Below are 19,677 nucleotides of genomic sequence, written 5' to 3'. Positions count from 1 at the left end.
TCATGTTGGTGCTTACGCACTTTTAGTAATTAGGACCACCGCTTCACATGCGATGCCCTCTTTGCGACCTGTAAAACCTAAACGCTCAGTGGTCGTCGCTTTTACATTCACATTGCTAATGCTGGTTTCTAAATCTTGTGCGATAGCGTGGCACATAGAGTCTATATGAGGCGCCATCTTTGGAGCTTGCGCCATGATAGTAATATCGGCATTACCAATCACGTAGCCTTGTTCTTTTACTCGACGATAAACATCTTTTAGAAGTTCACGGCTATCCGCGCCTTTCCACTCATCATCAGTATCGGGGAAATGACGACCAATATCACCGGCAGCAATCGCACCTAATAAAGCGTCACACAACGCATGAAGGGCAACATCACCATCTGAGTGTGCGATAAGACCCTGCTCATAAGGGACTCTAACGCCACCTATAATTACCGGACCTTCACCACCAAACTTATGTACATCAAAGCCATGGCCAATACGAATCATCATTATTCCTTATTCTGACTTAAATAGAACTCAGCAAGTGCTAAATCTTCAGGCTGAGTAATCTTAAAATTATCTGAACGCCCTGCCACTAAAGCGGGCGATAAACCTTTCCATTCAAAGGCTGAGGCTTCATCGGTAATCGAAACGCCTTGTTGCAACGCCTCGCTTAATGCATTCCACAGAGGCTTTGCTCTAAACATTTGCGGCGTAAGTGCATGCCATAGATCGGTTCGCTCAACGGTATGTTCGATCTGCCCTTGGGCACCTCGCTTCATCGTGTCACGAACTGGCGCCGCTAAAATAGCCCCTACATCATGGCTCATCGCGCCGGAAATTAGCTTGTCGATATCACTGAGTTGAACACAAGGCCTTGCCGCATCGTGAACCATTACCCAATCGCTAAGCTGCTGCTCAGCGATACAGTTTAGCGCAGAGAGTACCGAGTCCGCTCGTTCGCTTCCGCCAGACACTCTGACCACTTTTGGATTCTGGTTGAGTGCTAACTCCGGGTAATAGGGGTCATCATCGCTGATCGCAACGACAATTTGAGATACTTGTGGATGAGACAGTAATTTCTCAATGGTGTGCTCTAAAATCGTTTTGCCGTTAATCTTAAGATATTGCTTAGGGTGGTCTGCTTTCATTCGGCTACCGATGCCCGCTGCAGGTACAACGGCAATCACACTTTGAAGTTGAGTCGACATTAATGGGATTCCTCACCAATGATGCGGAAAAACGTTTCGCCTTCTTTTACCATTCCAAGCTCATGACGTGCGCGCTCTTCTATCGCGTCTAAGCCTTGGCGTAGATCATCGATTTCCGCAAACATCTCTGCGTTACGAAGATGGAGCTTTTCGTTTACTTGCTGTTGAACTTGGATTTCGTTGTTCACACCGTAGTAATCAGAAATACCATTTTTACCGAGCCACAGTGTGTGTTGTAGCCAGCCAAACACTATGAGCAGTACTAAAGCAAAAATTCGCATAACACCTTTCGCCGGTTGAAAAAGAAGGAACTAGAATAAGGCACATATATACCATAATGAGCTTATTGGTGCGAGATATGTGGTGTTAGGGAATCAATAAGTCGGAGAATTATTGTCGGGATAGATATGGTAACAATGAAATTCCCTACTCCTTCCTTCGTCAGTCTAGGGAATGACGAACTTTAGATGTAACGAGGAGGAGCTTTACAATCTAGAGCTTCTTCCCGTCATTTTCTACAGACAAAAAAATGCCCCGCATAAGCGAGGCATTTAAAAAGCTTAGATTAATAATTCGCTAGGAATTATTGACCTTTAACTTCTTTAAGACCGTTGTAAGGAGCTTTAGAACCTAGAGCTTCTTCGATACGGATAAGTTGGTTGTACTTAGCAACACGGTCAGAACGGCTCATAGAACCAGTTTTGATTTGACCTGCCGCTGTACCTACCGCTAGATCAGCGATAGTTGCATCTTCAGTTTCGCCAGAACGGTGAGAGATTACTGCAGTGTAGCCAGCGTCTTTAGCCATCTTGATAGCAGCTAGAGTCTCTGTTAGAGAACCGATTTGGTTGAACTTGATAAGGATAGAGTTAGCTACGCCTTTCTCGATACCTTCAGCAAGAATCTTAGTGTTTGTAACGAACAGATCGTCACCAACGATTTGAAGCTTGTCGCCTAGAAGTTCAGTTTGGTGCTTGAAGCCATCCCAATCAGACTCGTCAAGACCATCTTCGATAGAAACGATTGGGAAGTTGTTCGCTAGCTCAGCTAGGTAGTGGTTGAACTCTACAGAAGTGAAAGTTTTACCTTCGCCCTTCATGTTGTAGATACCAGCTTCTTTGTCGAAGAACTCAGATGCTGCACAGTCCATAGCAAGAGTAACGTCTTTACCTAGTTCGTAACCAGCAGCTGCAACAGCTTCTGCGATAACTTCTAGAGCTTCAGCGTTAGACTTAAGGTTAGGAGCGAAACCACCTTCATCACCAACTGCAGTGCTGTAGCCTTTAGACTTAAGAACTTTAGCTAGGTTGTGGAATACTTCAGCGCCGATACGTAGACCTTCTTTAAGAGTCTTAGCGCCAACTGGTTGGATCATGAACTCTTGGATGTCAACGTTGTTATCTGCGTGCTCACCACCGTTGATGATGTTCATCATTGGTAGAGGCATAGAGAATTGACCAGCAGTACCGTTTAGCTCAGCAATGTGCTCGTAAAGAGGCATGCCTTTCGCAGCAGCAGCCGCTTTTGCGTTAGCTAGAGATACAGCTAGGATAGCGTTCGCACCGAACTTAGACTTGTTTTCAGTACCGTCTAGGTCAAGCATGATTTGGTCAACGTCAGCTTGTGCTTTAGCGTCAGAACCGACTAGAGCTTCAGCGATTGGGCCGTTTACAGCTTCAATAGCTTTAAGAACACCTTTACCTAGGAAACGTGATTTGTCGCCGTCACGTAGCTCAAGAGCTTCGCGTGAACCAGTAGATGCGCCAGATGGAGCAGCAGCCATACCTACGAAACCGCCTTCTAGGTGTACTTCAGCTTCTACAGTTGGGTTACCACGTGAATCGATGATTTCACGACCTAGAACTTTAACGATCTTAGACATTGAATGTTTCCTTCTCGTTGAATATATAAATGTCAAATTTAAAGGTAGCAGCACAACTTACGCAGCTACCTGTATTCCTTTTTACTTCTCTAATTCGCCGCGCTGGAACTCGCCAGCTGCTTTAACGAAACCTGCAAACAATGGGTGACCATCGCGAGGTGTTGAAGTGAACTCTGGGTGGAATTGAGCAGCAACGAACCATGGATGATTCGGGTTCTCGATAACTTCAACCAGTTTCTTGTCCGCAGATAGACCCGATACTTTTAGGCCCGCTTTTTCAATTTGTGGACGAAGATTGTTGTTCACTTCGTAACGGTGACGATGACGTTCATGGATCGTCGCGCTACCGTATAATTCGTAAGCTTTTGTCCCTTTCGCTAGGTGACAAAGCTGTGAACCAAGACGCATTGTGCCGCCAAGGTCAGATGTTTCTGTACGCTCTTCAACTTTACCTTCGCCGTCAGTCCACTCAGTGATAAGACCAACAACTGGGTACTTAGTTTCAGTACAGAATTCAGAAGAGTGTGCCCCTTCCATTTTCGCAACGTTACGAGCGTACTCGATAAGTGCTACTTGCATACCTAGACAGATACCTAAGTAAGGTACTTTGTTTTCACGAGCGTATTGAGCAGCAAGAATCTTACCTTCAACACCACGATCACCAAAGCCACCAGGAACTAGGATTGCATCTAGGCCTTCTAAAACTTCTACGCCACGAGACTCAACGTCTTGTGAATCTACGTATTTAATATTAACGCTTAGGCGATTTTTCAAGCCCGCGTGTTTTAGCGCTTCATTTACTGATTTGTATGCGTCTGGTAGTTCAATGTACTTACCAACCATACCAATCGTCACTTCACCCGTTGGGTTAGCTTCTTCGTAAATTACTTGTTCCCATTCAGACAGGTCTGCTTCTGGAGCTGTGATGCCGAAACGCTTACATACAAGTTCATCAGTGCCTTGAGCTTTAATAAGCTGAGGGATCTTGTAGATAGAGTCAACATCGCGCATAGAAATAACTGCATTTTCTTGCACATTACAGAACAGAGCAATTTTCTTACGCTCGTTCGAAGGAATGTTGCGGTCTGAACGACAAACTAGAATGTCTGGCTGAATACCAATAGACAGCAGCTCTTTTACAGAGTGTTGCGTTGGCTTAGTTTTCACTTCGCCCGCAGCTGCTAGGTATGGCACTAGAGTAAGGTGCATGAACATTGCGCGTTCACGGCCTAGCTCTACTGCTAGCTGACGAATCGCTTCCATGAATGGTAGAGATTCGATATCACCAACCGTACCACCAACTTCAACAAGCGCGATATCGTGGCCAGCTGCGCCAGAAATTACACGTTCTTTGATAGAGTTAGTGATGTGCGGGATAACCTGAATAGTTGCACCTAGGTAATCACCGCGACGCTCTTTAGCGAGTACGTCTGAGTAAACACGACCTGCAGTGAAGTTGTTACGCTTAGTCATCTTGGTGCGAATGAATCGCTCGTAGTGACCAAGGTCAAGGTCAGTTTCAGCGCCATCTTCCGTAACGAACACTTCACCGTGTTGAGTCGGGCTCATTGTGCCTGGATCAACGTTGATGTAAGGGTCAAGCTTCATCATAGTCACTTTAAGACCACGAGCTTCTAAAATAGCCGCAAGAGATGCTGCTGCAATACCTTTACCTAGAGAGGATACAACCCCGCCAGTAACAAAAATGTAATTTGTCGTCATGTTTAACCTGAAATTGGTTGAATGAGGGAAATGGATTACTTCTGGACGGGATGAAAATATACCAGAAGCCCCTTATCGCCACAACGTGAAATCTATCACACTGCTATTTTTTATTTTTTGCTTCAAATCAATTCATGATAAAAGCTTTGATGATCTTTTCTCCGCCACTTTGACTTCATCCCATATGGAATCAAGCTGTTGTAGAGAAAAGTCGGTCAAAATTTTATCTTGCTGACGAACTTTTTGTTCCACACCTTTAAAGCGGCGTGAAAATTTTAGATTGGCTTTATTGAGAGCCGTTTCTGGATTTTTACCCAAATGTCGCACTAAATTGACGGTAGCAAACAACAAATCACCCAGTTCTTCTTCAACTAAATCTTCGTTTGGCGTTACTTGAAGTGCTTCTTCTAGCACCTCATCAACTTCCTCTAAAACCTTATCAGCGACTGGACCAATAGAGTCCCAATCAAAGCCAAATTTCGCGACTTGCTTTTGAATCTTTGTAGCACGCGAAAGTGCAGGTAGAGAGTTTGGTATTGAGTCTAGAATACTTTCTTGAGTTTTGCCTGCCTGTGCTTTTTCTTTGGCTTTTTCAACTTCCCAGTTGGCATTAATTTCTTCATCACTGGCAAACTCTGTATCAGAGAACACATGCGGATGGCGGCGTGTTAGCTTCTCATTGATACCGTCGACCACATCAGAGAACTCAAACAAGCCCTGCTCTTTCGCCAGTTGGCTGTAGAAGATCACCTGAAACAGCAGGTCGCCCAACTCTTCTTGTAGATTCGGCCAATCTTTGTTGTGAATCGCGTCCACCACCTCATACGTCTCTTCGATAGTATGCGGCACAATTGTTTCAAAATTTTGTTTCAAATCCCAAGGACAGCCACCTTCAGGATCGCGCAGCTTAGTCATGATCTGTTCAAGTTGTTCAATCGGGTGATTCATCGTTTTCTTCCTATTCACTGTCTTTGATTTTTAAATTTATAACGTCTTCTAAAACTAAAAAAGGTGAGTAGCCAAAACCACTCACCTTTCTATTCTTCTTGTTAAGCCAACGTGTCACTCAATGCATTGTTCGGTTTTTACTAAGTAATTAGCTCTTGTAACAAGGCAGTAAACTTATGAGGCTCCTGAGCATAGCTTGCCTATGTGATGGAGTGAAATAAGTGAAACTAACGAAGTTAGAAAGCCAAGTACGACGTAAAAACTAGCCCAAGCGTTTAACACTCATGACATCTTTGATTTGTTCGACTCGGCTCGTCACTCGACTCAGAATTTCAATGTTGGTCACTTCCAAATCGAAATCCATCACCGACAGCTGACGTTTATAGTCAATACGGCTCTTCATTGTCGTCACACTGACTTTTTCGTTCAAGAACAGGGATGTAATGTCTTTCAACAAGCCGGTACGTTCTAGCGCCTCTACACGCAGTGTTAAGATATACGAGCCTACAAAACCATCTCCCCACACCGTATCGATGATACGTTCAGGGGCATGTAGGTTAAGTTCACTTAACTGCTCACAATCGCTGCGGTGTACTGAGATACCACGCCCTTGAGTAATGTAACCTTTGATCACATCCCCCGGGATTGGCTGACAACAACGAGCCAAGTGGGTCATTAGGTTATCAACACCTTCAACAACGACAGCATCCTTTTTCGGACGGCTCTGATGTGCTGGCTTATTGTCAGACTCAAGCAACTTCTCGAGTGCTTTCTTATCTTCTTCTTCAGCCGTCGGCTTATTGACCAGAGCATTGATGTGATTAACCACTTGGTTAATACGCAAATCACCGCTACCAATACCTGCATACAATTCATCAGGTGTATTGACGTTGAATCGTTTCAGCGCATATTGCTCAGCATCTTTCAGTGTTGCGCCGACTCTGCCTAGCTCGACTTCTAGGATGTCTCGTCCAGCTTCGAGATTTTTCTCACGACTCTGAGCGCGGAACCAAGCGTTAATTTTTGCTCGAGCTCGACTTGAATGAACAAAACCTGTGGTCGGATTTAACCAATCACGTGATGGATTCGGTTCTTTTTGAGTAATGATCTCAACTTGATCGCCCATCGCCAACTTATGAGTAAACGGAACGATTCGACCTGCGACTTTGGCACCGATACAACGGTGTCCAACCATCGAGTGAATGTGGTAAGCAAAATCCAACGGCGTTGCACCCATTGGTAAATCGACCACATCACCGCGTGGTGTAAAGGCATAGACTCGGTCATCAAAGACTTGGCTACGTACTTCATCCAGCATTTCGCCAGAATCCGACATCTCTTCTTGCCAGTCGATAAGCTTACGCAACCACGTGATTTTCTCATCGTAGCCACTGCGTACACCGCTAGAAGCACCTTCTTTGTACTTCCAGTGCGCAGCCACACCTAACTCAGAGTCTTCGTGCATTTGCTTGGTACGGATCTGAATTTCGATGGTCTTGCCTTCAGGGCCAAGCACTACGGTATGAATCGATTGGTAACCATTGGGCTTAGGATTCGCCACATAGTCATCAAATTCACTTGGAAGATGTTTATATTTGGTGTGAACCACACCTAGACCGGCATAACAGTCTTGCAGTTGGTCGGCAATAATACGTACCGCACGCACGTCAAAAAGCTCATCAAACTCTAAGCCCTTTTTCTGCATTTTACGCCAGATGCTGTAGATGTGTTTGGGACGACCGCTGACTTCAGCATTGATGCTTGAACGGTTCATTTCTGATGTTAGGTCATCAACAAAGTCAGTGATGTATTGTTCGCGCACGATACGACGCTCTGACAGCTGTTTGGCAATCTGCTTATAGGTATCTGGTTGTTGATAGCGGAAAGCGTAATCTTCAATTTCCCACTTTAGCTGACCAATGCCCAAACGGTTTGCAAGAGGCGCATAGATGTTAGCACACTCTTTCGCTGCCGCACGGCGAACAGCATCAGGGGCCTTTTTTACCTCGATGAGGTTGCAAATTCGTTCTGCTAGCTTGATGACGACGCAGCGGAAATCATCGACCATGGCCAGTAACATTCGACGAACGTTATCTACTTGTCCCGAGGCAGCACTGCCTTCAAGGGTAACGTTGAGCTGGCCCAAAGCTGCCATTTCTTCAACGCCATCAATTAACTTTACGGTCTCTTTACCGTAGCTTTCTTCAAACGCTTCACGTCCAAAAACGCCGCTTGAAACAACGGGGAAAAGTTGCGCTGCAATTAAAGTGGCACGGTCCATCGACAACGTAACCAAGATTTCGATCATCTCACGTCCACGCCAAAGCAGGAGCGACGCTTGCTCGTGATCTTTTAATAGCTCTTCACAGTGACGATAAACTTTGGTCAGTTTATTCGAGGTTTTTACGTCTTGATTCAGTGACGCAATCCAACTTTCTAGCTCAAACTGTTCGCTTGGGTTTAAATGTGCGCTTCGTACCGCAACCATCATGCCTTCCTAGTTATTATGTTTTATACCCAATTCAATATGACTAACTGATTCCAAGTTAGTTCGACTCATATTGATATCAGCGCAGGCTTCCCTGCGCCTTTGTGATTCATTTTTAAGCCTTATTTAAGGGCTTCTAAGCCTTGATAAAGAGAGCCATCGATTCTAGATGACTGGTATGGGGAAACATATCCAACATACCAAGTTTGGCTAATTGATAGCCTTGTTTTTCTAAACTCTCAGAATCTCTCGCTAGAGTAGCAGGATTACACGAAACATAAACCACACGCTTCGCTCCTAACGCTGAAATTTGATCAACGATCCCACTCGCTCCAGCACGTGCAGGGTCAAGTAGTACTTTATCGAATTTCTCTTTTGCCCAAAGCTGTGAAGATAAATCTTCTTCGAGGTTCGCTTGGTAAAACTCCGTATTGCTTAACTGGTTTAACGCCGCATTAGCCGTTGCCTGTTGAACCATTTCATCAACGCCTTCCACACCAACGACAAACGCCGATTGTTGTGCGATAGGCAGGCTGAAGTTGCCTAAACCACAAAACAGGTCAAGCACACGCTCATCCGCTTGAGGCTCTAACCACTCAATCGCTTGAGCAACCATCTGTTGGTTCACTTTCTGGTTAACTTGTATAAAGTGGTTTGGCTCAAAAGGTAAGGTTACACCGGTTTCACTATAGCTTGGCGTATCACCCACCAAACGAACCAACTTATCGGTTTCAGGCATCGAGTACAGCGTTGCACCTTCTTCTTTCGCGAGCGTCATCAACGCTTGCTCATCTTTTTCAACCAAAGGTTTAAGGTGACGCAGCACCATAACAGGGCCAGTATCACCCAACACCAATTCAACATGTCCTAAAGACGTAAGGCTACTGAAAGTGTTCAGTAAACTTTTCAGTTTTGGCAGCAATACATTAAGGCGAGGGTCAAGCACCGCGCAGTCGGTGATGTTTTCAATCTGTTTACTTTGTTTCTTACGGAAACCAAACTGAAGCTGCTGTGTCTTCTTATCAACAAATAGACTGATACGCGCGCGACGACGATAACCGGTTTCATCACCGACAATCGGCTGGGCGACTTCGGTGTTAGCCGTTTGGTATTTGCTCATCAGGTGCGTCAAAGATTGTGATTTATGCTCAACCTGAGATGAGTAACCGAGATGTTGAAGATGACAGCCACCACACTGATTAAAGTGCTTACAAAATGGCTTTAAACGCAACTCACTCGGTTGGAGTAATTTGATAAGTTTTGCTCGCGAAAACTTACTTTTGCTCTCAGTAAGTTGAATAACCACCTTCTCACCGGGCAATGCGCCATCAATGAAAACTGGTTTGTTCTTCTGATAAGCGATGCCAGCGCCATTATGATCCATTCGTTCAACCAAAACCGATTGATGCTTGGTCTCGAGTTGAGTTTTCTTTTTGGGTTGGAAAAAACGTGCCATTGCTTGTGCCTAATGTATCTTTTAATAAGTAATTGGTATCCAGGACTCACTATTCTGTCTTGGAATCATTGTCGAACGTCACGGCTTTGATTAAGCTTACCGTTCACTTAACCGCCATTGTGTGCGTTATTTTCCCATATCCAGACCTCGATGTAATTAAAGAACATGACCAGATATGGCTTAAGAGCCCGTGTAATTACCTTAACTCTAGCTCCAACCCTAATTATTGGGCTGCTATTGAGTGCATTTTTCTCATTTAACCGCTATCAAGACCTTGAAGGTCAAGTGGTTAACACTGGTACTAGCATCATTGAACCACTAGCGATTGCGAGTGAGTCTGGCATGAAGCTCGAAAGTCGAGAGTCTGTTCGTCAGCTGATTAGCTATGCGCATCGAAAAAATTCTAAGCTGGTGCGCAGTATTGCGGTGTTTGATGAACGTCATGAGTTGTTTGTAACGTCAAACTTCCATCCTGATTTTGAAAGCCTGACCTATCCGAAAGATAAACCGATTCCGCATTTAAGCTCATCGAACCTGCTCGATAATACGCTGATTCTTAGGACACCTATCATCGCTGAGGGACAATACATCAACTCAGCTAATGGCCAGTCTCAAGCGAACCAAGCGATCGGTTATATTGCGATAGAGTTAGACTTGTCGTCACTTCGATTGCAGCAATATCAAGAAGTGTTCTCTGCCTTCTTGGTGCTGATCCTCGGTCTTGGGCTTTCTGGGGTATTTGCCTTCCGCTTGATGCACGATGTAACCCAACCGATCACACACATGAAAAACATGGTCGACCGAATTCGTCGTGGCCACTTAGATGTGCGTATCGAAGGCAAAATGCATGGCGAGCTTGATTCACTGAAAAACGGTATCAACGCGATGGCGGTCTCGCTATCAGAATATCACGTCGAGATGCAACACAGCATCGACCAAGCAACATCTGATCTGCGTGAAACCCTAGAGCAATTAGAGATTCAAAACGTTGAGTTAGACATTGCGAAAAAACGCGCTCAAGAAGCGGCACGTGTTAAATCTGAGTTCTTGGCTAACATGTCTCACGAATTGAGAACACCGCTTAACGGTGTGATTGGCTTTACTCGTCAGATGCTCAAGACACACCTATCGAACAGCCAAACCGATTACCTGCAGACCATTGAGCGTTCGGCCAACAACCTACTCAGCATCATCAACGATATCTTGGACTTCTCAAAACTTGAAGCCGGCAAACTCGCTCTAGAAAACATTCCATTTGAGTTCCAAGCGAGCCTAGAAGAGGTGGTTAACCTTCAAGCCACTAATGCTCATGAAAAAGGTCTTGAGCTTACGCTTAAGATCGACCCGAAAGTACCACCAGGCGTTGTTGGTGATCCACTGCGTATCCAACAGATCCTGACTAACCTCGTGGGTAACTCGATCAAGTTTACCGAGCGTGGCAACATTGACATCAGCGTTGAACTTCGTTCACAAAGCGAAGACAGCATTGAGCTGCAGTTTATGGTTCGAGATACGGGCATTGGTATCTCAGAGCGCCAACAAGCACAACTTTTCCAAGCCTTCAGCCAAGCCGATGCGAGCATCTCTCGTCGTTATGGTGGTACAGGCTTAGGTCTGGTAATCACCCAAAAACTGGTCAGCCAAATGGGCGGAGAGATCAGCCTAACCAGTCGTCTTCACCAAGGCTCCACCTTCTGGTTCACCCTGAGACTATCGACTACCGATATGCCGATGACAGAATTAATTGAGACTCAGTGCCTGCAAGACAAGCAACTGCTGCTTATCGAGCCAAACATGCAAGCGGCATCAATTACTCAGCAGATCCTAACCCAAGAAGGCTTGGTGGTAACGTACCGTTCGGTTATGCCTGACGAATCTACCTCGTATGACTACGTTCTACTTAACTTAGCCGCGAACCAAGAGTATCAATTTGATACCGTGAGTGGTTGGGCGATTGGCGCGAAGAAGATCGCTCAGAACGTGATTATTGGTACACCAAGTACCGAGCTAGCGTTGGGTGAGCAATTGATGAAAGAGGTCGATGTTCAATGCATTACTAAGCCTCTCTCTCGCAAGAAGTTGCTGCAAACTTTGGTATCAAATCAAGCGCCAACCTTAATTGCACCCGCTATTGAAACACATTCAGAAGAGAAACTACCGCTTACGGTTTTGGCGGTCGACGACAACCCAGCCAACCTTAAACTGATTACTGCGCTGCTAAAAGAGCGCGTAGAGACAGTGATCAGTTGTACTAGTGGTCAGAAAGCTCTCGACAAAGCGACAGAGACTCCATTTGATGTCATTTTCATGGATATTCAAATGCCGCAGATGGACGGCGTGACCGCTTGCCAAAAAATTAAGGCTTTGGCGAACAATGCAAACACGCCTGTGATTGCTGTTACTGCACACGCGATGGTTGGCGAACGGGACCGTCTACTTGAAGCTGGCATGGATGACTACCTAACCAAACCGATTGAAGAGCACGTGTTACAGCAGGTTCTGATTCATTGGAGCCCTACCTCTGAGGTTGAGCACATTGATAAAATAGACCCAGATCACCCGGCGGTCTCTGCTGAAATCGACCATAGCTCTGTTTCAGAAGTTGAAGCCAGCGAGCACAAGAATATCATCATTGATTGGCAAGCAGCTATGAAGCAAGCCGCCAACAAAGAAGACCTCGCACGCGATATGCTGCAAATGCTCGTAGATTTTATTCCTGAAGTTTATGAGGCTGCAGAGAAAGCGATAGAAGACAGTGACTACCCCGTTGAAGCACTGACACACATCATCCACAAGATGCATGGCAGCAGCTCATACAGCGGTGTACCAAGGCTGAAGTCGGTATGTGCAACGATAGAGAAAGAACTTCGTTCAGGCACTTCTGTTGAAGACATTGAACCGGAGCTTTTTGAACTTCAGGATGAATTAGATAAGGTTCAAGCAACCGCGATTCATTATTTGAAACCAGCCAAGAACTAGCGAATACTTCTTACACACAAATATTCATTAAACGGTTTACCAGCCAATAAAAAAGCAGAGCTCATGAGCTCTGCTTTTTTCTGTTTAGTGCCTAGAGCACCAGATATAATACCAATAACAGTAAGTAAGTGATCAAAAATAGCGTAGGAAAAAAGCTTGAGAACAAGGCAGGATTTTTCGATAAGTAGTTATTCTACAATCAAAAATTCTAACGAAGTTATCGAGTTTTTTAACAAGCTAGGGTGAACAGTTATTTACTACGATTGGTATAAAGTAACGGTAATCTATTTACGACTCGAGTAGTACCGTCGCCACCGCATAATGGCGCTCATCAGAGATAGTCAGGTGAATCGACTTTGTACCACTCGCATCTGCGATTTCACGCGCTTTTTTATGCAGGCTTAGAACTGGCTTGCCATGCTCATCGTTTGAAATCTCGAAGTCGTGGAAGGTCACACCAAGAGCGATGCCTGTGCCTAATGCCTTAGACGCCGCCTCTTTTGCAGCAAAACGCTTTGCAAGGTAACGCCCTTTTTGCTTAAGTTGCTGGAATACTTCAAATTCAGAATCGGTCAAAATACGCTGAGCGAAAGCCTCACCACTTCGTGATAATGCCTTTTCAACACGTTCAATTTCTGCGATATCTGTACCTAATCCAACAACAGCCATGTTTACCCTACTACCAACTTCTATCTATTAACTTTTCGATTCTACTGATTAACCGCTTAACGCTTACAACTAAACGAATGCCGAGTTAAAGAACTAAGCGTTGTTGCGCGCTGTTTCCATCACGGCTTTCATGTCTGCAACGGCTTTATTCAAACCATCAAAGACTGCGCGGCCCATGATCGAGTGACCGATGTTCAACTCGTAAATCTCAGGAAGTGCCGCAATCGGCGCTACGTTATGGTAAGTCAGACCGTGACCCGCATTGACGGTAATACCAAGGTCGTCTGCGTAGCTTGCACCTGCAGCAATCTTTTTAAGCTCGTCTTGTTGGTCTTCTTCAGTTTTAGCATCAGCATAGTGGCCAGTGTGCAGTTCAATGAACGGTGCGCCACACGCTTTCGCAGCATCGATTTGCTCACGATCGGCATCGATAAACAGAGATACTTTGATACCAGCAGCCGACAATTTTTCGGTCGCCGCTTTGATCTTTTCAAGTTGACCAACCACGTCCAAGCCGCCTTCCGTCGTCAGCTCTTCACGCTTTTCTGGAACCAGGCAAACGAACTCAGGATTAGTATCGAGTGCAATTTGAACCATCTCGTCCGTTACGGCCATCTCTAAGTTCATGCGAGTCTGGATTGTCTCAGCAAGAATTCGTACATCGCGATCAACAATATGACGGCGATCTTCACGCAAGTGAATCGTAATGCCGTCAGCACCCGCACGTTCAGCAATTTCAGCTGCGTGTACTGGGTCTGGATATTTAGTACCACGTGCATTACGTAGAGTTGCAATATGGTCGATATTAACGCCTAAAAGGATTGAGCTCATTTTCCAATACTCCGTGCTCTAGAGAGGGCTATTGTTGGCATAAATAGCTCTCTACTTTTTAATGGTTTGCCGCCAAGATACGGCTTTAAGGCTATGCGTGTAAAGCGTTTTGCCGCTTTTAACTGCTCTTTAGTGATAAACCTACGCTCACTGATTGCGATAAGTTCATCGCCCATAAAAGTCAGGTTATCTCGACGCACCGAAGCGATGAAGCCTTTCTGCTCTCGATAGCGATAAGTCATGCTCGGATCAATCGCTTCGCCAGTGCCCGCGCAGTGTAAAAAGTCGACGCCATACCCCATAGCGGAAAGTAGAGCCAATTCAAAACGACGTAGCGCTGGCTCAGGGTTCTCATTATGAGCGAGTTCTGTTAAGGCATGAAGATAGTCATGAAAAAATGCGGGCATGGCCACTTCGGCCATCAACACTCGCCCAACTAATTCATTAACGTACATTGCTGAATACAGATTAATGCCGGCAAGAGGAAGCCCCAAGCTGATCGGTTCAGCTTGGCGCAACGTTTTCATTGAACCATTGCCAGACCACTTAAGCAGTAGCGGCGTAAAAGGTTGCAATGCACCTTTCAAATTAGAACGCTTACTCCGCGCACCTTTAGACATCAACGTCACCCGGCCGTACTCTTCGCTGAAGACGTCCAGAATCAGGCTCGACTCACTGTATGGTCGACGGTGCAACACAAAGCATCGCTGTAACCCTTCGCTCAATCACTTACCCTTCTTACAGATACAAAAAGAGAGAGTTCGCACTCTCTCTTGTATTTATATTCAATTCAACTTTCTTAATATCAGAAAGTGACGTTCAATATATTATAGATCGTCGATGTAGCCTAACGAGCGAAGTGCACGCTCATCGTCAGCCCAACCAGACTTAACTTTAACCCAAGTCTCTAGGTAAACCTTACGACCGAACAGTTCTTCCATGTCGATACGAGCTTCACGACCAATCGTTTTGATCTTCTCGCCCGCTTTACCAATTACCATCTTCTTCTGACCAGTACGTTCAACAAGAATCAAAGCATTGATGTGGAAACCATCGTTATCTGGGTTGTAATCAAAACGCTCGATCTCAACCGTTACTGAGTAAGGTAGCTCTTCGCCTGTGAATCGCATCAGTTTTTCACGGATGATTTCAGAGGCCATAAAGCGCTGTGAGCGATCCGTTACGTACTCTTCAGGGAAGTGGTGCGTCGCTTTTGGTAAAGAATTACGAACGTGCTTACGCAGTACATCGATATTCTTACCTTGCTTCGCCGAGATTGGCACAACATCAAGGAAGTCCATCTTCTTAGACACTTCCATCATGTGTTGCATCACGTCGGTACGGTCTTGAACGTTGTCTACTTTGTTAATGCAAAGGACAACTGGGAAATCTGTTTTTCTCAGCTTGTTCAGTACCATTTCATCGTCGTCAGTCCAGTGAGTACCGTCAACAAGGAAGAATACTAGGTTCACATCGCTCAATGAACTGTTCGCCGCACGGTTCATCAAACGGTTGATTGCACGCTTTTCTTCGATGTGAAGTCCAGGTGTATCAACGTAGATCGCTTGGTAATCACCTTCAGTTTCTACACCCATAATACGGTGGCGTGTTGTCTGAGGTTTACGTGATGTGATCGAGATTTTCTGACCCAAAATATGGTTCAGAAGCGTCGATTTACCTACGTTTGGTCGACCCACAATAGCGATGAAGCCACAGTGTTGGTTTTCCGGTAGGCCCGTTTTTTTGCTATCAGATGAAAAGAATGCATCGATATCGAAATCTTGATTGTTATCAGACATTGCTTAGTTGCTCTAATGCTGTTTCAGCAGCCGCTTGTTCTGCCTTGCGGCGGCTAGTGCCTTTACCGATAACAGGTTTATCCACACCTGCCACTTCACACTCAACCGTAAACTCTTGGTTGTGTGCTTCACCTTTAATATTAGTCACTGTGTAGACAGGTAGGGGATTTCTTCGACCTTGTAAAAACTCTTGTAAGCGAGTCTTTGGATCTTTTTGAGATACACCAGGCTGAATAGACTCTAGGCGAGATTGGTACCAGCTTAAAATAATACGGCGAACAACCTCGGTATCACTATCTAAATAGACAGCGCCGATGATCGCTTCAACTGCATCCGCTAGAATAGAATCACGACGGAAACCGCCACTCTTCAACTCACCTGGACCTAATTTTAAGTAATCTCCTAGTTCGAATTCACGACCTAGTTCTGCCAATGTATGACCACGTACTAATGTTGCGCGCATGCGGCTCATATCACCTTCGTTTACCTTAGGGAAACGGTGGTAAAGATCATCAGCGATAACAAAACTTAAAATTGAATCGCCCAGAAACTCAAGACGTTCGTTATGTTTACCTGCGGCACTGCGGTGAGTCAGCGCCAAATGGATAAGATCGGCATCATTAAACTGATAGCCAATCTTTCTCTCTAGTTTATCAATTGGAGAATTCATGCTCTCTCGATGTGTTATGTGATCGATTAGTGAATCCCACCGATGCGATTAAAACGCACACCAGTAGGAATCCATGTTGGAAGTACACTGTCTGAACCGCGTTCGAATTCGAAGCTGATCCAAATAGCAACGGCCTTACCAACAAGGTTTGCTTCAGGGACAAAGCCCCAGTAACGGCTGTCAGCACTGTTGTCACGGTTATCACCCATAACAAAGTATTGGCCTTCTGGAACGATCCACTCGTTAATACCATTGCGAGGTTGATATGCTTGCACACGATCACGGCGTAATGGGTTAACTAAGATTTGGTGCTCCACGTCACCCAGTTGTTCATTCAACTGAATTAGAGGCACACCATCTTGAATAAATTGGCTTTCTTCAACGTTACTCAACTTCACTGGTTTACAGCTACTGCCACCCTTCGCTTGAATGCAGATTTCTTTATTGCTGCTGTAGCGAATGGTATCACCCGGCATACCAATAACACGCTTGATATAGTCGATATTCGGCTGAGGTGGGTATTTGAATACGATTGAATCACCACGTTCTGGTTTGCCTGTTTCTACCAATTGAGTGCGCCATACAGGATCTTTTAGACCATAAGCGTACTTTTCTACCAAGATGAAATCACCAACCAATAGTGTTGGCATCATCGAGCCAGATGGAATTTGAAACGGTTCATAAATAAATGAACGCAAAACCAAAACAAATGCAATTACAGGGAAAATGGACACACTGTTCTCAACCCACCAAGGCTGAGCCGTAACTTTTGCGCTGGTTGCAGCGTCTAGGCCATTCGACTGTGCTTCAACGTCAGCCAGTTTTTGTTGGCGCTTCTTCGCCCACACAAACTTTTCCAACGCCCATACAATGCCAGTCACTAGAGTTACGATCACTAAGATAAGCGAAAATGTATTAGCCATTGATATCCCTTAAATTTCATTTCTTTACAAAATAACGAAAGTGAAAGAGTATAACCCTTTCACTCTGCTTAATATTTCTAATCCGTATCAATCATGCTGACTAAATGCTGGGGGAGATTACGCAGGAAAAATCGTTTAGTTCGAGGCGCAAAGTGCAGTGACTAGTGGGCCTAATTGCAATCTTTGCAACAAAGAAATAAACGATTTTAACCAGTAATGTTCAGCAGATAGTTAGTGCGATTGATACCTAGTCTTTGCCAACATGAAGAATTGCTAAGAATGCTTCTTGAGGCAGTTCAACGTTACCGATCTGCTTCATACGCTTCTTACCTTCTTTTTGTTTCTTAAGAAGTTTCTTCTTACGACTGATATCACCACCGTAACATTTTGCGATTACGTTCTTACGCAGTTGTTTCACTGTAGAACGAGCAATAATGTGGTTACCAATCGCGGCTTGAATCGCGATATCAAACATCTGGCGAGGGATGAATTCTTTCATCTTCTCAACCAGTAGACGACCACGAGACTGGGCAATATCTTTGTGTGTAATGATCGCCAGTGCATCAACCGTTTCACCATTCAACAATACATCTACACGTACCATGTTTGATGCTTCGTAACGTTGGAAGTTGTAATCCAATGATGCATAGCCACGAGATGTTGACTTCAGACGGTCGAAGAAGTCTAGAACCACCTCAGCCATAGGAAGATCGTACGTCACAGCAACTTGGTTACCGTGATAAACCATGTCGACTTGCACGCCACGCTTCTCAACACACAGTGTGATCACGTTGCCTAGGTAATCCGAAGGTACCAGAATATTACAGCGAGCAATCGGTTCACGAATTTCTTCTAAGTCATTAATAGCAGGCAGTTTAGCCGGGCTATCAACATAGAGAATTGTGCCATCCGTTTTTACAACTTCGTACACTACGGTTGGTGCCGTTGTGATGAGGTCTAGGTCGTACTCACGCTCTAAACGCTCTTGGATGATCTCCATGTGAAGCATTCCTAAGAAGCCACAACGGAAACCAAAGCCAAGTGCTGCTGAACTTTCTGGTTCGTAAAACAGTGATGCATCGTTCAGGCTTAGTTTGCCTAGTGCGTCACGGAAGTTTTCGTAGTCATCAGACGATACAGGGAATAGACCTGCGTATACCTGAGGCTTTACTTTTTGGAAACCAGGTAGACGTTCTGTGCTGCCGCCTTTTGCAAGCGTCAACGTATCACCAACAGGTGCGCCAAGGATGTCTTTAATACCACAAACAACCCAGCCAACTTCGCCAGTATTTAGCTCAGTTGTGTCGATTTGCTTAGGTGTGAAGATACCTAGACGGTCAACACCCCAAACTTGGTCTGTCGACATTACTTTAATCTTGTCGTTCTTCTTCAGCTTACCGTTCTTGATACGAACCAAAGAAACAACGCCTAGGTAGTTATCGAACCAAGAGTCAATGATCAGAGCTTGTAGTGGCGCTTCTGGATCACCTTCCGGTGGCGGGATAGCCGTTACGATGTTTTCAAGAACGTCATCAACACCGATACCGGTTTTTGCAGAACAACGCGTCGCTTCCATCGCATCGATACCAACGATCTCTTCGATTTCTTCAGCAACTCGTTCAGGTTCAGCAGCAGGTAAGTCAATCTTGTTCAAGATTGGCACTACTTCCAGTTCCATTTCGATCGCGGTGTAACAGTTTGCTAGAGTTTGAGCTTCAACACCTTGGCCAGCATCCACTACAAGAAGCGCGCCTTCACAAGCGGCTAGAGAGCGAGATACTTCGTAAGAGAAGTCTACGTGTCCAGGGGTATCGATAAAGTTAAGTTGGTAAGTTTCACCATCTTTAGCTTTGTAATCTAAAGTCACACTCTGCGCTTTAATTGTAATACCACGCTCGCGTTCTATATCCATAGAATCGAGGACTTGAGCTGCCATCTCACGTTCACTTAACCCTCCACAAACTTGGATTAAGCGGTCAGAAAGGGTCGACTTACCGTGGTCGATGTGGGCGATAATCGAAAAATTACGAATGTGCTTCATAGGCTTGGTGTGACTAAACTCTTTGAATAGGGATAATAAGAAAGCCGCAACGCGTCCAATCTACAGTCAGCAT

At 45.1% G+C, this 19,677-nt stretch carries 16 protein-coding genes; 1 reads left to right on the top strand and 15 read right to left on the bottom strand.

Annotated elements, in window-relative coordinates; genetic code table 11:
- Positions 1 to 12 precede the first annotated feature (12 nt).
- From ispF to rlmD, 8 genes are all read right to left on the bottom strand, one after another.
- On the bottom strand, positions 13 to 492 hold the full coding sequence (gene ispF / locus AB6E08_RS05125; RefSeq protein WP_029223073.1) for a 2-C-methyl-D-erythritol 2,4-cyclodiphosphate synthase: 480 nt from the start codon (positions 490 to 492) through the stop codon (positions 13 to 15).
- A gap of 2 nt (positions 493 to 494) precedes the next feature.
- Positions 495 to 1,196 carry a 2-C-methyl-D-erythritol 4-phosphate cytidylyltransferase gene (gene ispD, locus AB6E08_RS05120; RefSeq protein WP_372045612.1) on the bottom strand — a complete coding sequence of 234 codons (702 nt, stop codon included), beginning with the start codon at positions 1,194 to 1,196 and terminating at the stop codon, positions 495 to 497.
- Complete coding sequence (gene ftsB, locus AB6E08_RS05115; protein WP_012604777.1) at positions 1,196 to 1,477, bottom strand: cell division protein FtsB; 282 nt, start codon at positions 1,475 to 1,477, stop codon at positions 1,196 to 1,198. Before ftsB ends, ispD begins: the two co-directional genes overlap by 1 nt.
- A 302-nt stretch (positions 1,478 to 1,779) precedes the next feature.
- A complete protein-coding gene (gene eno, locus AB6E08_RS05110) occupies positions 1,780 to 3,078 on the bottom strand; it encodes a phosphopyruvate hydratase (RefSeq protein ID WP_009847644.1) in 1,299 nt (432 codons plus the stop codon).
- Between the two features lie 81 nt (positions 3,079 to 3,159).
- Entirely contained in the window at positions 3,160 to 4,800 is a 1,641-nt protein-coding gene (locus AB6E08_RS05105) for a CTP synthase (RefSeq protein ID WP_012604779.1), read from the bottom strand.
- A 132-nt stretch (positions 4,801 to 4,932) separates the two neighbouring features.
- On the bottom strand, positions 4,933 to 5,748 hold the full coding sequence (gene mazG, locus AB6E08_RS05100; RefSeq protein ID WP_372045615.1) for a nucleoside triphosphate pyrophosphohydrolase: 816 nt from the start codon (positions 5,746 to 5,748) through the stop codon (positions 4,933 to 4,935).
- Between the two features lie 262 nt (positions 5,749 to 6,010).
- Entirely contained in the window at positions 6,011 to 8,236 is a 2,226-nt protein-coding gene (gene relA / locus AB6E08_RS05095; RefSeq protein ID WP_009847647.1) for a GTP diphosphokinase, read from the bottom strand.
- Positions 8,237 to 8,372: 136 nt separating this feature from the next.
- A complete protein-coding gene (rlmD, locus tag AB6E08_RS05090) occupies positions 8,373 to 9,692 on the bottom strand; it encodes a 23S rRNA (uracil(1939)-C(5))-methyltransferase RlmD (RefSeq protein WP_372045617.1) in 1,320 nt (439 codons plus the stop codon).
- Positions 9,693 to 9,857: 165 nt separating this feature from the next.
- Here rlmD and barA point away from each other — a divergent pair, with 165 nt between their 5' ends.
- Entirely contained in the window at positions 9,858 to 12,671 is a 2,814-nt protein-coding gene (barA, locus tag AB6E08_RS05085) for a two-component sensor histidine kinase BarA (RefSeq protein ID WP_372031575.1), read from the top strand.
- Between the two features lie 288 nt (positions 12,672 to 12,959).
- On the opposite strand, the gene acpS is transcribed toward barA, so the two are convergent.
- From acpS to lepA, 7 genes are all read right to left on the bottom strand, one after another.
- Positions 12,960 to 13,340, bottom strand: a complete 381-nt coding sequence (acpS, locus tag AB6E08_RS05080) for a holo-ACP synthase (protein ID WP_009847650.1) — start codon at positions 13,338 to 13,340, stop codon at positions 12,960 to 12,962.
- Between the two features lie 93 nt (positions 13,341 to 13,433).
- Positions 13,434 to 14,171 carry a pyridoxine 5'-phosphate synthase gene (gene pdxJ, locus AB6E08_RS05075; RefSeq protein WP_009847651.1) on the bottom strand — a complete coding sequence of 246 codons (738 nt, stop codon included), beginning with the start codon at positions 14,169 to 14,171 and terminating at the stop codon, positions 13,434 to 13,436.
- Entirely contained in the window at positions 14,168 to 14,896 is a 729-nt protein-coding gene (gene recO / locus AB6E08_RS05070) for a DNA repair protein RecO (protein ID WP_012604785.1), read from the bottom strand. The genes pdxJ and recO overlap by 4 nt, the downstream gene beginning before the upstream one ends.
- A 102-nt stretch (positions 14,897 to 14,998) precedes the next feature.
- On the bottom strand, positions 14,999 to 15,970 hold the full coding sequence (gene era, locus AB6E08_RS05065) for a GTPase Era (RefSeq protein WP_004735384.1): 972 nt from the start codon (positions 15,968 to 15,970) through the stop codon (positions 14,999 to 15,001).
- Positions 15,963 to 16,640, bottom strand: a complete 678-nt coding sequence (gene rnc, locus AB6E08_RS05060) for a ribonuclease III (protein WP_004735383.1) — start codon at positions 16,638 to 16,640, stop codon at positions 15,963 to 15,965. Before rnc ends, era begins: the two co-directional genes overlap by 8 nt.
- Positions 16,641 to 16,666: 26 nt before the next feature.
- Positions 16,667 to 17,563 carry a signal peptidase I gene (gene lepB / locus AB6E08_RS05055; protein WP_372065075.1) on the bottom strand — a complete coding sequence of 299 codons (897 nt, stop codon included), beginning with the start codon at positions 17,561 to 17,563 and terminating at the stop codon, positions 16,667 to 16,669.
- A gap of 247 nt (positions 17,564 to 17,810) precedes the next feature.
- Complete coding sequence (gene lepA, locus AB6E08_RS05050) at positions 17,811 to 19,604, bottom strand: translation elongation factor 4 (protein ID WP_009847653.1); 1,794 nt, start codon at positions 19,602 to 19,604, stop codon at positions 17,811 to 17,813.
- Between the last annotated feature and the right edge of the window lie 73 nt (positions 19,605 to 19,677).

Origin of the sequence: Vibrio sp. 10N.247.310.24 (assembly GCF_041467175.1) — a bacterium.
GTDB lineage: Bacteria > Pseudomonadota > Gammaproteobacteria > Enterobacterales > Vibrionaceae > Vibrio > Vibrio tasmaniensis_A.
This window is presented reverse-complemented; position numbering and strand designations above follow the sequence as displayed.